At 39.9% G+C, this 15800-nt stretch carries 7 protein-coding genes; 3 read left to right on the top strand and 4 right to left on the bottom strand.

Annotated elements, in window-relative coordinates; genetic code table 11:
- Positions 1–22 precede the first annotated feature (22 nt).
- From AC1WHX_RS01280 to AC1WHX_RS01265, 4 genes are all read right to left on the bottom strand, one after another.
- Positions 23–2935, bottom strand: coding sequence for a chondroitinase family polysaccharide lyase (locus AC1WHX_RS01280; protein ID WP_481228814.1), 2913 nt, complete (start codon positions 2933–2935; stop codon positions 23–25).
- Between the two features lie 187 nt (positions 2936–3122).
- A complete protein-coding gene (locus tag AC1WHX_RS01275) occupies positions 3123–4145 on the bottom strand; it encodes a DUF5017 domain-containing protein (RefSeq protein WP_481228813.1) in 1023 nt (340 codons plus the stop codon).
- 19 nt (positions 4146–4164) lie between these two features.
- Positions 4165–5898 carry a RagB/SusD family nutrient uptake outer membrane protein gene (locus AC1WHX_RS01270; RefSeq protein ID WP_481228812.1) on the bottom strand — a complete coding sequence of 578 codons (1734 nt, stop codon included), beginning with the start codon at positions 5896–5898 and terminating at the stop codon, positions 4165–4167.
- Between the two features lie 22 nt (positions 5899–5920).
- Complete coding sequence (locus AC1WHX_RS01265; RefSeq protein WP_481228811.1) at positions 5921–9031, bottom strand: SusC/RagA family TonB-linked outer membrane protein; 3111 nt, start codon at positions 9029–9031, stop codon at positions 5921–5923.
- A 428-nt stretch (positions 9032–9459) separates the two neighbouring features.
- Here AC1WHX_RS01265 and AC1WHX_RS01260 point away from each other — a divergent pair, with 428 nt between their 5' ends.
- From AC1WHX_RS01260 to AC1WHX_RS01250, 3 genes are all read left to right on the top strand, one after another.
- Positions 9460–10668, top strand: coding sequence for a glycoside hydrolase family 88 protein (locus AC1WHX_RS01260; RefSeq protein ID WP_302546895.1), 1209 nt, complete (start codon positions 9460–9462; stop codon positions 10666–10668).
- A 217-nt stretch (positions 10669–10885) separates the two neighbouring features.
- The gene (locus tag AC1WHX_RS01255) at positions 10886–13933 is read left to right on the top strand and encodes a chondroitinase family polysaccharide lyase (protein ID WP_303115732.1); all 3048 of its coding nucleotides are present in this window, start codon (positions 10886–10888) and stop codon (positions 13931–13933) included.
- Positions 13934–13938: 5 nt separating this feature from the next.
- On the top strand, positions 13939–15489 hold the full coding sequence (locus AC1WHX_RS01250) for a sulfatase family protein (protein WP_303115735.1): 1551 nt from the start codon (positions 13939–13941) through the stop codon (positions 15487–15489).
- The last annotated feature ends 311 nt before the right edge of the window (positions 15490–15800 follow it).

Genomic DNA, 15800 nt, shown 5'->3' with positions numbered 1-15800 from the left:
TTTAAGATTAGTATTTCGTTTTTTATTGGGCTATTAACTTGAATTCTACCGGACGACCATCAACACAGGTAACAGTCAGGCGGGTATTTCCGTTTTCTTGTTTTATAGCGATATTATCATTATCCGATACATTCTTCCATTTCCCTTTTAGAAGAATGCTTTTCATAAGCGGACGGGAAGGTTTTGCGGTAGTATAGGTTTTCTCTTCCAGATTCAGATTCGGGTCACAAATGCTCATTACTAAAGTCTTTCTGTTTACAGGTCGCAAAAGGAGCAATGTTTCGGAATCGGAAGCAAGCAAATAATCATCCTTTATATCATTCAAAGTTTCAAACACAACATATCCTACCGTACCACTCGGAACATCTTTCACAATATGTGCATAATGATCTTTTCGAAGTATCTGATAAGGCAATCCTTTTTCCGATGCCATTTCTTTTGCTTGATCAGGAGTCGGCTGTACCAATACCATATACTCGTATTCGGCATTATCAGGAGATACACCGTGATTCAGGTAAGCTGTTACGAACTTACCTTCGGTTTCCGATTTCTGCTTGTTATCCCTGGATTTTTGTTTTTGCCTTAAAATACGCAAGTCTTGTCCGGCAGCAATCCGGTAATAATTACCTTTTGTATCAGATAAAAGTACAGATGATTTTTTTGAAACCGTTTTTTCTATCGGAAGACCGACAATTGTATCCGAGCCGAGCAATATAGGTTCGGAATTTCTTTTCAATGCCAGTTGAAACAATGTGGTCTCAGTCGGGTACTCCTTGTTATCATTAGAGATATCAGAACCCAGACAGATCAACCGGTTTTCAAAACAGAATACCGATTTTCTGGCGACAAATCCCGGAGTAAAATTCTCCCGGTCTTTTTCTTTCAGTTTAAATACGAATATCCCTCGCTTCCCTTCCAAAGAAGATGCTCCGGAAAAATTTTCTTCAGAACGCTCCATCAATGTTCCCGGAAGAGGATTTTCAAGTTTTTCTAACGGAAGATGTATTGTTGTTGTTCCCGGAACACGATTCCAATCCCAGCCATCTTCGACAAATCCGCTTGCAAAGCTATTGACCGGACGACCGGATGCTAAAATCTGCACCGATCCATAACTCTGATAACGACCATAACGGTTGTCTTTTGTATATATTTCGGAACACCAAACATCAGTATTATACCCCTTCAACGTCACCATCCAATTTCCAAAACGATGTATTCCCAAAGCTCCATAATTATAGGCAAAAAAGCCCTGTGGCGATGAAGCTGCTTTAATACCTGCTTGTTCAAACTTTTTTTTATATGGAGACGAAGTCCTGTTCAGTCTCAAATAATCGGCAGCCAGCTCCTCATCGATCTTATTCCCCGATCCGGTGAGGTCTCCTCTATCTGCCAACAAAGCAAAAGCTTGTACTGCATCATTCGAAATCGATCCGTCAAAAGGATGTCGTCCGGCTATCCCCAGCCCCCAATCTTTTAAATTGCAATAATTCCGCATTGTTTGCAACGCAAGTTTTACATTACGAGCGGCATCATCAGAAATAGTAAATCCTGTATGGTTTGTCAGCTCAAGATATTTTCCGATAGTAGCAAAAGCACCGATCGAATATGCCGGATATAAACCTCCATGATGAAAAGTAGTACCATCAACTTTAATTCCTCCTATCGTCCCGGGAGTGAAGCCCAAAGATCCGCTTACCCAACGGCTCAAAGCTTTCATACTGCGAACCTGCTCTCTCATATCCGGCTGAATAAGAGCACTTATTACTTTCGCCGTCAATAATGTATTCCACGAATCAAGTAATTCATCTCTACCATACTGATAAGGAATCCGTGTCTCCGCTAATCCGCTCCAATATGCCAAAGTACGACGAATATTCTTGTTTAAAGGAGTATCTTCCTTTAATAAATCACGCATCATCCATGCGGCTTTATAAATATCCCGAATCTGGTATCCGTAATGGTGATTAGTTCCCAAACCGCTCCCGAAAGCAAAACCTTGCTGCATTGCATATTCGAATACGTTGAAGAAAGCCTGTTTCGATTCTTCATTTTTATTGTAATACCAATCTCCGGCAAAACCGAATAACATGGTTTCCAGATCAGACAAACCGATCTCTCCTGCTTTCTTATCCAACTCATCATTAGACACCAGCGGAGCACCGGTCATTTTGCCGTCAATTCTATGGATATTGGCTTTCTCCGCAATGGATAAAGCTCGGGCAGCGTTGCCTTTTCCGGTTTCCGGAGCGACCTGATCCGTCAATCGACGGGAAAGCATCTCTATATCTTGTTTCTGAGATGAACCGACAGACGCTAAAGGCAGATCATATTCATAATGTTCCCATTCATACAACCGAGCCCAATGCCAAAGAGTCCGAGATAATTTTGTATTATTCAAAGGAGTCTGATAATCCGGAGTCGCTTGATGATGAACTCCTTTTGCAGGAAATTCGACCCGATCGAGTAAAAGAGTTCCCGTTTTTAAATTTTCAGGTGTAGTCATCGTCCAACGTACCAACTCTTTACTTTTATGATCTCCCTGCATATTCTCAAAACTGATCCAACAAGCTCGCCATCCGGAAAATCCGAGATGATAATCGAACCAATAAGGAATCGATCCATCAGCCGCAACAAAAGATACCCGCAGCGCAGCATCTACTGGTTCATCATTATATACCCACATCGTCAATCCGCCTTTACGAACTCCGACAGCTTTTTGCAACAATGAAGAGTTATCAACAGTCAATACAGAAGGAGAAGACCACTGCCATTGAAGAGAAGCAGTTCCCTCTTTTACAAAATCTTTATTCAAGGATAATTTAGCCGAAGTTGCAGAAATATATTCCGGAATAGAAACATTCCAGTCGATTTTTTGAGAGTATCCGTTATAAGAAAACAGAACAATCAGAAGCAAGGCCAACCATTTTATTTTCATAGAGAGTGTTTTTCGTTTGATGCAAATATCTTTATTAAATATGAAAACCCGAAGCAATAAAAAGCTCTACATATCCCATAAAATAAAAAATGGAACAATTTCAATAAACCGGATTCAATTCCCCGAAGACAAGAAAAGGACTACACACAGAAGATGTAGTCCTTTATTATAATAAACATAGTCAAGGTTATTCTTTTTCTTTGATAGTAAAAGTCACTTCCTTAATCGTACGTGCCGATCCATAAACATTTTGATTTCCGGCAATAAAAGTTACAGTATATGTGCCCGGCTGAGTATAAACATAGGAATATGAAGGGAGTCGCACATTTATATTTTTCAGGACTCCGCTATTTTCATCCGGATCGCAAGTATTGAATTTTAAGGACTTGGTAAACAACCAATCATCTGCATTATTGGTATAGTCTGTTTCATTAGTACCTCCACCAAGATACATAAAGCTATTTACCCGTGTCAATGATGAACGCAAATCCCACACTCCCGTACAAGAAGAACTTCTGGAACTGTTATCAAAATAGGGATCTCCCTGTTGTGCGTGTTTAGGATTTGTATTGGGGTTGCGGTCGAAAGTTTGTAACCCTAAATCTGACAAGTTCAACGTTGTAGTATTTCCATTCTTGTAGATTGTTTTTATAGCTACACTATAAAAATCCCACCTTTTTAAAGCATTTGTTCCATCAAAATCTGCTTTATAATGAAAAGCGAGAGTCATCTCAGAAGTACTGTAAGGCGTAAGGTCGAAAGATGTTGCCGTTCTGTTCGAGAATTTACTTTCCAATAGTTCTCCGTTACCGCTCAATAAGGTAGCATCAGACTCAAAATCGGCAACACGGGAATCGTCCGTAGTAACATCTTTACTTAATCCCGGGAAATCCCCGACGAATAATGACAGTGTATTAGTGACTCTCCCGTAACGAGCCTGAGCCTCAAAACTCAGAGTCACAGATTCTATCTCTTCCAAAGGTAATTCGGTACGTTCCCGATTCGCATATTTATGTCCTTCTTCACCAGACCACCAAGTTATATAATCCGGATTTCCATCAAAATTAAACACGACCGGATCTCCTGCCTCGTATGTATTGTCGGAAGCTAAAGAGACGTTGAAGTCAACACTGTCGTCCACATCCAAATCATTACAAGAAACTAAAAATGCACCGACAGTCAATATATAGATTGAATTTCTGATTTTCATAATTTTCCGTATTTTAAATTTATCTCCACGCTTGATTCTGCTGTAACAAATTGTTCAATCCGAGTTCCCGGGTAGGAATAGGTAACCATTGATACCTGTCCGATGTCGCACCGTTCGTTGCATATATCAGCAAATATTGCCGACCGCTCGACCAACGGGAATCGGTTGCATACAGACTGACTTTTTCCATCGCACTTTTATATTTACCCCAACGGATCAAGTCCATTTTGCGTAAACCTTCAAAACAAAGTTCCCGACCTCGTTCATCTTCAATCAAACGCTGAAAATCCTGAGGATCTGTAATATTGACTTCATCAGCTTTAGCACGACGACGAACATCATTCACATAGCCGATCGATTCGACAGAAGGCGATCCGTCTGCCTGATTTTGTGCTTCGGCATACATCAACAACACATCGGAATAACGCAGCAGCGGGAAATTAATCGGTGTATAATTTTTATCACGAGGAGTTACCAATTCATATTCCCTACGGAATTTGCCGGCATTTCTTTCGATATATTGCGTACGCGTAGCTTTCGTTTGTGTAGATTCTCCATTATTATCTAATCGCTCATCTCCTATATATTCCCAATTCTTTTTCCAGTAGACCGTCGCATCATCTCTTTTCTGGAATCGGTAAGGAGCGATATTCCAATCTCTACGCTCATCTTTATTATATTTCTCATTCAACGGATCATTTTCATCGCTCGTAGAAATCAATTCCGGCGTACCGTCTCCGTCAAGGTCATTATATAAATCCCACAAACCCGGAGTTACACAATACCGACCATAACTATATCCCAAAGAAGTCTGAAGCACATCCGCATTCTGAATACCGCAGATCAAACTACCGATACGTCCGGCATTCGTATGAGAATCCTGACGGTTTCCTTTAAATTCAACTTCCCATATCGACTCCTCCGGATCATAAACATCTGTCGCCAGATTCTTAAATACTTGGTCATACCCCTCCATATTCAATGCGTGAGTCATCGAGCCGTCTTGCGGATGAATAACCTCTCCCGCCCAATATTTAGCTTTCGAATACAGTTCGGTTTCATTTGTCGGCCAACCGGCTCTCTTCAAATATACACGGGCAAGAATACCTTTTACTGCCGAACGGCTTACGCGCCCGGCTCCCACTACCTGTATCGTACCTATTGAATAGTTTTCTTCATCGGTAAGGACTTTTTCCATCTCATCTGTTACAAATTTCAGTACTTCAGCTTGAGAAGTAGCCTTTATATTCGGCACGTAATTATCGGTATTGGTCTGAGCTGTCGTAATCAAAGGCACATCTCCCCAACTTTGAGCCAAAAGGAAATAGAAATAAGCCCTTAGAAAAGTAGCTTCTCCCCGATACATTTTTTTATTCGCCTCGCTTACCGGAGAATCGGTTATTCGTTCAAGGAAATAATTGGCATTATTAATTCCTTCATACAATCCCTGCCAGATAGAAGCCAAGTCGGCATCATTCGCAGTATAATTATTATTCGGCAATCCTACCTCTGCCGTACTGGAAGTATAATAATAAGTAAGATCGTCCGTACCTATTGCCTGATAATATTTTTCACCATAGCCGCTCGAACTGTTCAGCGTATTGTAAATTCCTGTAAGTCCCATAAACGCTTCGGTATCATCTTTATAAAAATCATCCGGATTAATGAAATCACTCGGAGTAGTTTCTAAGAAATTACAGGCAGTGAACAATAACATCGTGCTGCCCCAAAATATATTTTTAATCGTTTTCATTTTCAAATTCGGATTTTATCGGTTAAAAACTAACATTTAGGCCTACTGAGAAGTTATAAGCCCGAGGATAAGCCGAGTAATCAAAACCCGGAGTCAAGGCAGAATTACGTACAGAAACTTCTGGATCATATCCTGTATAAGAAGTCCATGTCCATAAATTTTCTCCGGAAACAAATATCTGGGCGCTGGACAACGTCAGTTTTTTCAAAACTCTTTGAGGGAAATTATATCCTAAAGTCACAGATTTCAAACGCAAATAAGAACCGTCTTCGATCACACGTGAAGAAAATACGTTCGGTTGACTTGCCGCACGGGGGATATCGCTATTCGGATTTTCCGGAGTCCATCGATCGGCATACGAAGCAAACATATTGGTTTCTCTTTTCCATAATCCGTTATCGAATAATAACCTGTTCGCATTTAAAATGTCATTCCCGTATGACCAAGTAAAGAAAATATTCAGATCAAAATTTTTATATTTGAAATTATTTGTGAAACCTCCGGTATGGATAGGTTGTCCTCGTCCTATAATCGTACGGTCATTATCATCAACAACCCCGTCACCGTTTATATCGACATATTTGGCATCTCCCGGCTGAATCGTGGAACGATCATTCCCATTATTGGGGACATTCGACTTCAAAGTGTAATTTCCACCCGACACATCAAAATCTTCATATTTATAAGTCCCGTCATAAATATATCCGTACATTAGTCCCAATGGCTTACCGACCTGAGCAATATAAGACGGCTCGGCGCTATAAGCATTATCAAAGGTAACCGTACTCAACAATGTTTCCTGATTACGAGAGAGCTCTTTTACCTTACTTTGATTAAATGCAATATTGAAATTTGTCGTCCACGTAAAATTCTTATTCTGGATATTGGTAGTCTCCAGCGTTATTTCCAGACCTCGATTCTGCATTTTACCGACATTCAAATAGGTAGACGCATATCCGGTTGTATAAGGAAGATCGGCCTGAAGCAACAAGTCTCGTGTAAGTTTATGATACAAATCTACCGTCAACGCTACTCTGTCGTTAAAGAACCCGAGATCAAGTCCGAGATTAGTCTGTTCAGTTGTTTCCCATTTCAAATTTTTGTTTTCCAAACCGGTCAATTTATAAGCAGTCTGGTAACTGTTCCCAAAAGGATATTCAAATGCAATTTTCGAAGTCATTTGTCCCAATGAGGCAAAATCCGACACACGGTTATTTCCCGTAGCCCCCCAACCTAAACGCAATTTACCGTTAGATAACCAATCTTCGAACGGAGCCATAAAATCTTCCCGGTTAAAACTCCATGCCACAGATGCTGAAGGGAAATACCCCCAACGATTTTCTTTAGAAAATTTAGAAGAACCATCGGCACGGAACGAAGCCGTAATATAATATTTCGAATTGTAATTATAATTTACACGGGCAAGATAAGACATCAGCATATTTTCTCCGATAGTAGACTCGGATAATATAGGAATACCGTTGTCCATACCTGCCATGCCCAAATCTTCATGAGAGATATTCTGCACATCGTTTCTGAAGTAATTAGAATAATTTCCTTGAAACGTAGCCGCCGCCATAGCCGAGAAATTATGTTTACGCTTAAATACTTTAGAGTAATTCAATACATTCTCATTTACCCAGCTATGATCATCATAGTGGCGTACTGACGCATTGACACCTTCAGAGCGTGTGGCATTACCATAACGTGTTTTTGAATTATTGAACTGTTCGTTCTGACGTTTTTTCAATCGATAACTTCCGGAAACTTTTAATTTCAATCCCGGAATAAATGTGTATTCAGCGTATGCATTAGCCTGAAAATCATCTTGTATCAAACGACGATATTCATTCTCTAAAGACAAAATCGGGTTAAAACGATAGTCATTGTTCGTCGGTACGGTCGGATCCCATAATAATGTACGCAAGTCAGTTCCATCATAACTTACAGGCCGATATCCCCAAACACTATAAAACAGACTGTTCGTTGCACTGCTCGAAGCGACGGACGGAGAAGCTCCATTCGTTATTCCCCGGGCATAATTACCATTAATATTTACCTTCAATTTCGGACTTATCCGCTGATCGAGACTAAAGCGTCCTTGAAAACGTTGATATCCGGAATTTAATAAAATACCCTCCTGATTCAGATACGATAATGAGGCAGTATAACGAGTTTCGGCTGTTCCTCCGGTCAAAGAGATGTAATGATTATTAGTAAAGGCCGTCCGGAAAATATCATCCTGCCATTTAAACTGATCGGGATAATTGCGATAAGACTCAAGTGTCCGCCCATTACTATAATAGGTGGAACTTAAATCACCTTGTATCTCTTCCTGTAGTTTTACAAACTCATAAGCATCCATCAGCTCGAGTTTTTTTGTTACTGTAGAAACGCTGAAACTACCATTATAAGAGATTTTCGGTTTACCGATCTGCCCTTTTTTTGTTGTAATAATAACAACTCCATTTGCTCCCCGGGCTCCGTAAATAGCTGTAGCCGAAGCATCCTTCAAAAAGTTCATCGACTCAATATCATTCGGGTTCAAAGATGCGGCATCGGCATCTTCCACAGGGAATCCGTCAATGACGAAGAGCGGAGAATTATCCTGAGTAATGGAGTTTCCCCCACGAATCACGATGTTAAATGCCGAACCCGGCATACCTTCATTAGAAGAAACTTGAACTCCAGCAATACGACCTGCCAGCGCTTGATCAAAACTAACTACCGGAGTTTGCAATATATCTCCCAAATTAGCTTCGCCAACAGCTCCGGTCAAATCTTTCCGGCGAACTTCCTGATAACCGACAACGACAACCTCATCCAAATCTTTAGAGGTCTCTTTCATAACAACTGTCATCGGTTTCTTTAAATCTACTTTCTGTTCAACTGCTCCGAATCCCAAAAAAGTAAAACGGAGAATTGCATTTCCATTTGGTACCGAAATACCGAACTTTCCGTCTACATCAGTTGTTGTACCTTTTGTAGTACCTTTTACAAGAATACTGACACCCGGAAGCCCGGCACCCGACTGATCGACTACGGTTCCGGTCACATTTTTTTGAGCTTGCAATGCCAAAGCACCGAAAGCGCACAACATCACTAGGATAATCCTTAGTTTATTTTCTTTCATGAGTCTTGGTGATATTTGATTAGGGTTATTGTTTCAAAACTAAATTGCGTTCTGCGTTGTTCTTCTCCTAAAGCCGAAAAAGAAATATCCGCCGGTTATTAAAAGACAAAGAGGAATTTTGTGTTCCATGGAAATATTCATACAATTAATTCGAGATTATTACACACTTCAAATTTTCGGCTAATATAGATACATTTAAATGAGATACACCCATTTATATCACCAAGCATAGCCCATAAAATAAAAAATGGGACTCTTTAATATCCCATGAATAAACAATAAAAGAAGTCCCGTTTTTTTGATACAAATTATATAAGAATATAGGACACGCTTCTTGTGTAAAAAGAATCGATGAATATCATTATAAATTATCTTAGCACCAAAAATAATTCAAGACATTAACTAATCAAAAAACACAAAGCCCATCTATGAAAAAGACACTCTTTTTTGCAGGTTTATCACTTTTGTCTCTTTTTAGTTGCATAAAAAACACCAAACACCAAGCAGGACAAATCGATCCGGTGCAGAAAGGTATAGAAACGGCAACTCAACAAATAGGCAGGCAAGTCGAAATCATTGAAGATTCCGGAAAATTTCTGAACCCGAGAACTGTTTATAACGGTGTAATCGAATATATTCCGGCAGATGACTGGACCAGTGGTTTTTTCCCCGGAACAATGTGGTATATGTACGAGCTTACCAATGATAACAAATGGAAAGATTTAGGAATCAAATACACCGAAACATTAGATTCGATAAAATATCTCAAGTGGCATCATGATGTAGGCTTTATGATTTATTGCAGTTATGGAAACGCATATCGATTAACCGGAAATCCGGCATACAAAGATGTGATCATAGAAACGGCAAAGTCTCTATCTTCCCGATTCAGACCAGCCGCAGGCGTCATACAATCATGGGATGAAGACCGGGGTTGGCAAGGAACAAAAGGTTGGATGTGCCCTGTCATCATCGATAATATGATGAATCTCGAACTTTTGTTCGAGGCGACAAAATTAAGCGGAGACTCGACATACCGCAAAATTGCGATTAGTCATGCCGACACGACTATGGCACATCATTTCCGCCCGGATAACAGCTGTTATCATGTCGTAGATTATGATAAAGTAAAAGGAGGAGTACGCAACCGACAAACAGCTCAAGGGTATGCCGATGAATCTTCTTGGGCACGCGGACAAGCATGGGCACTGTACGGATATACCGTATGTTACCGCGAAACAAAAGACAAAAAATATCTGGAACAGGCTCAAAAAGTATATGATTTTATATTCAACAATAAAAACATGCCTGAGGATTTAGTTCCTTATTGGGATTTTGATGCACCTCATATCCCGAACGAACCGCGCGATGCATCTGCTGCTGCTGTAATAGCTTCGGCTTTATACGAATTAAGCACATACGATAATTCTAAAGAATATAAAAAGACAGCAGACAAAATTATAGAATCGTTATCCAGTCCGGCCTATTTAGCAATCGTAGGTACAAACGGGAATTTTGTGTTGATGCATTCTGTCGGAAGTATCCCTCATCACAGTGAAATCGATGTGCCTCTAAATTACGCCGATTATTATTATCTGGAAGCACTGACTCGCAAAATAAATCTTGAAAAGAAATAAGAAATAAGCCCTCATTCTTGACTCTTTATTATTTTCAGGAATCAAGAATGAGGGTTTCTATTCCGTACGATTGTATTCTTGATGAAATATTCGGCAGACCTTAAAATATAAAAAGAGAATTATTCCGTTTCTTAGGTATCAGACTAATCTCAAGACATTAATTGATCCGAGATTTTATTAAACACTCAATCAAATACCGATAAACAATATAAATCTTATGTACTATTTCAAACACATATTCTTTCTGTTATTTCTGACAATACCCTTTTCTATAACAAATGCCCAAATCAGAGAATTTACCCATCCGGAAATCATCTCATTCGAACATTCGACAGATCCGGTAACCGCTGGGAAGAACTCTAAAGTCTCTTTATCGAATAAACACTATAAACATTTAGGACACAGCCTTCAATGGAATTGGGACAAACCGAATGCACAGATTTTTATCAATCAACCGATAGGCTACTTGTCTCAAAATCCAAATCCCAAAGAAACTTCGCTTTCTACTTTCATATTTTGGATTTACAACCCGAAAGCTATCTCTTCGGGAAAACTTAAATTCGAATTTTTAAAACAGGGGAAGGTCTGTTCATGGTTTGAATACGGAATGAACTTCACCGGATGGAGTGGAGCATGGCTTATTTTCAACCGGGATATGCAAGGAACTCCGGAAGAAGGGATGGACGAGCTCCGTATTACCGCTCCCAATACAGACTGCGGTGAAATATTCCTCGACCATATCATTTTATCTTCATTTCAAGACGTACGTCATCAAACAGCAGATTTTCAAGCGCCCTATATCAATCCTGAAACAACCAGCCATTGGTTAGTATTACTTAAATCATGGGAAAATGACTTCGATCTCCCGATTTCGGCCCGAGTAAGTTCCTCTGAACAAAAAAGTATAAACGACGTGGAAACCCGGCTCAAGCAATTGCTTCTTCCTAAAAAGCAGCCGGATGTCACAAAACTGAAAAAACAATTCACTGCATATAATATTACAGAAAATCCGGACGGTTCAATCTCTGGATTACCGATATTTTTTGAACGTTTTGGAGAAGCTTATGCAAATCTCGGAGGAGAGAACTATGCAAAAATCTACGCTAACCCTATGGGGCTACGAAATTGTGTAAACTTCATGTATAACCTTGCAATAGCATGGAACAATAGTACGAATAATAACGAAAAGACAGAATTAGCAAACATGTTTATCCTGATGACACGCCACATGCTTGATCAGGGATTTCGTGCTGGAAGTGCTATGGGAACACTCCACCACTTAGGGTACAGCATGAGAAATTATTATCCGGCAATGTTTTTGATGAAGGATGTTCTTGTAAAAGCAAAATTAGACCAAGACATTCAGCAAGCAATGGAATGGTTTGCCGGTACGGGAGAAGTAAAACTAAAACCCGAAATAGACGGCATGGATATAGATGCATTCAACACGAGTTTAATAGGACGTCTTTCGAGCATCATGATGATGCAAGATTCTCCCCGAAAAGTAACTTATCTACGCTCTATTTCGCGTTGGATAGACAACGGGTTGCATTTTTCGGACGGGACGATGGGTTGTTTCAAAATAGACGGTTCGATATTCCATCACCGTCACAACTATCCGGCTTATGCCGTAGGAGGATTGGACGGAGCGGTAAACTCAGTTTGGTTGTTACAAGATTCGGAATTCGAAATCAGCCGCCAAAGTCATGAGAATCTAAAATTTGCACTTCTCACCATGCGCAAATATTGCAATCTCGTAACATGGCCCTTATCCTTATCAGGAAGACATCCCGACGGAAAAGGGAAACTCATCCCATGGCATTACGCCCGATTAGCCGAAGTAGGCAGTCCTGATAAAACAGAAAAGATAGATACCGAACTTGCATCTGCTTATTTGCGGCTTAATAACGGGAAAAAAGACAGTTACAGCAAAAAGTTTACAAAAGCCGGAATAATGCCGGAAAAAGCTCCTGAAGGAAACTGGGGGATCAATTATTCATGTCTAGCCGTACATCGCCGAGAAAACTGGCTGGCAACAGCTATGGGACACAGCCGATACTTATGGGCTACCGAATCTTATATCGGAGCAAACTATTTCGGACGCTATCTGAATCACGGGAACTTACAAATATTAGGTTCTGGTAATCCCATAGACATGTTCGCATCCGGTTTTAATCAACAAGGCTGGGACTGGAATCACATACCCGGAACAACAGCAGCAGTAATACCGATGAAAGATCTTAAAGCCGATATACGTCAGGTAGATGAAGTCTCCGGATATGAAGAGATGCTCCTTTCTGACGAATCTTTTGCAGGAGCAATATCCAGCAAAAACCGAAACGGAGCTTTCGGAATGAAATTGCACGAGCATGACAAATATAACGGATCATTACGAGCCCGTAAATCTTATTTCTTCTTCGATAACCGAATCATCGCATTAGGCTCTGATATAGAAAGCGCTCTCCCGGATGCTCCGGTACATACGACACTATTCCAAGTATATCTTCCTGAAGAAGAGAGTCCGATTTTCGTAAACGGAAAGAAAATCTCCGATTTTCCGTATGAAAAACGTTTATCAGAGAAAACAGCCATGCTGGGCGACGGTAAAAAGAATTATTACCTGATACGCAACGGGAATATCATCGTACACAAGACCCTGCAACACTCTCTTGACGAGGAGACATGTGCCCCGACAGAAAATAACTTTGCATTGGCGGCCATTGACCACGGGAAAACTCCCCATAATGCATCTTATGAATATATGGTCCTTATACAACCTTCGGAAAAAGAAAAAAAGCAATATCAAAAATCGGGAGGCTATATTGTCTTGCAACAAAACAAACAAGCTCATATCGTAAGAGACAAAGCAACTTCTACAACCGGATACGTACTTTTTGAAGAGGGTGAAGTAACTGTAGGAAACGAAATACTGTCTGTCAATCATCCTTGTTTAATAATGACAGCTAAAGAAAATAAAGATAAAATGACAATCAGTGTTTGTGATCCGGATCTTCACTTCTATGAAGGACCGGCAGACGAACAGTATGACAAAAACGGGAAACGAATAGAACGAAGTGTTTATTCTCGAAAATGGATAGACAATCCTTCTGCAAAATCGACAATAAAAATAAAGATAAACGGAATATGGAACTTAGAAACACCATCTGATTACATAAAAATATCCGGGAAAGACACAAAAAGTACATTCCTCGAAGTTTCTTGCCGACACGGCATGACCAGAGAAGTAAACCTGATTAAAGATTAAACGCAATGAAAACATCTAAAAAATTTCTATTCGCAGCTGCGGGATTATCTTTGACAAACGGAATTCCTGTTACGGCTCAAAATAACATTCAAGACCGAAAACCGAATGTAATCTATGTTTTCCCCGATCAATTCAGAAATCATGCCATGGGATTCTGGGGCGAAAAAGGGTTCAAAGAACATGTCCGGTTTAAACCTGATCCTGTAATTACTCCCAACCTGAATAATTTTGCAAGAGAATCGGTAGTATTGACCTCTGCCATGAGCAACTGTCCCTTGAGCAGCCCGCATCGAGGAATGTTACTTTCCGGCATGTATCCGGATGGAAGCGGAGTTCCGTTAAATTGTAACTCAGATCGCCCGATAAGCAGTCTCCGAGAGGATATAGAGTGTATAGGAGACGTCTTTAAGAAAAACGGATATGACTGTGCTTATATCGGGAAATTACATGTTGATTTCCCAACTCCGAATAATCCCGAAGCACCGGGAACTTATGTAAATGACGATACTCCTGTATGGGATGCCTACACTCCTAAAGAAAGGCGGCATGGATTTGACTACTGGTATTCTTACGGAACTTTCGACATCCACAAACAACCGCATTATTGGGATACCGACGGCAAACGCCATGAAATAAGAGAATGGTCTCCGAAACACGAAGCGGATAAAGCGATAGAATATCTGGAAAATACCGGAAACGTACGAGATACTTCTAAACCTTTTTTTATGATTGTCAGTATGAACCCACCTCACAGTCCTTACCGTACAATCGATGATGTCATGGAAGAAGATTATAATCTTTACAAAGATATTCCTTTAGACAAGCTATTAGTACGCCCCAATGCTAATCCTCAAATGGAAAAAGCCCAATGCGCACCCTTTTACTTTGCTTCGGTTACCGGAGTAGATCGGGAATTCGGTCGTATTTTGAAAGCATTAAAAAATTTGGGGTTAGAAGAAAACACGATCGTCGTCTTTTCTTCTGATCACGGAGAAACCATGTGCAGTCAAAACACAAATGATCCTAAAAATTCACCTTATGCAGAATCTATGAATGTTCCGTTTCTAGTTCGTTATCCAGAAAAATTAAAACCTCGTGTAGAAGACCGACTATTACTTTCATCTCCGGATATCATGCCTACGGTACTCGGCTTAGCCGGACTGTCTCGACAGATCCCGGAAACCGTACAAGGTACGAATTTTGCACCGGTAATATCAAAAGAAAAAAATGTACCTAAATTGCCCTCAGGAATACTGTATTTAAGAAACTTGAACGGAGAAAAGAATGCCGATGGCAAAATTATCTCATACTTTCCTGAAGCACGAGGAATCAAAACAGAACGTTACACGTTAGCCATATCTATCGATAAGCAACACAATATCAAGCATATTTTCTTTTATGACGACATTAAAGATCCTTATCAGATGAATAACCTGTCTATAACGGAAAACCAGAAAATATTCGAGGATTTATGCAGACAAATGGGTCAATTACTGAAACAGGTAAATGATCCGTGGTATAAAGATCGCATCTTAAGTTCTAAAATACCGTATTAAAGATTCGTTTAAATTTATAGTTTATAATACCGGAGTCATTCTGCATTGAGCAAAATAACTCCGGTAATTATTTTAATGCCCGCCTAAATTTTACACGGACCATTGAGAGATTCTTTCAAGCATGTTTTTCTGTTTCGATAAAGAGTATAACGGATTATATAACATACAGAAATGGAGAAACAGATTAAAAAGAGATGAAAAAAGTTTGGTTATATAATAGACACTTAAGCTACATTACCTGCCTCGATCAGAAGAACTTTCTGAACATATTTAAATCTTTTCTTGCTCTTTTGTGTTTATATTATAAAAAC

Source organism: Coprobacter sp. (assembly GCF_982436375.1).
Note: the sequence above shows the minus strand (reverse complement) of the source record. Positions and strands in the feature narration are given on the sequence as shown.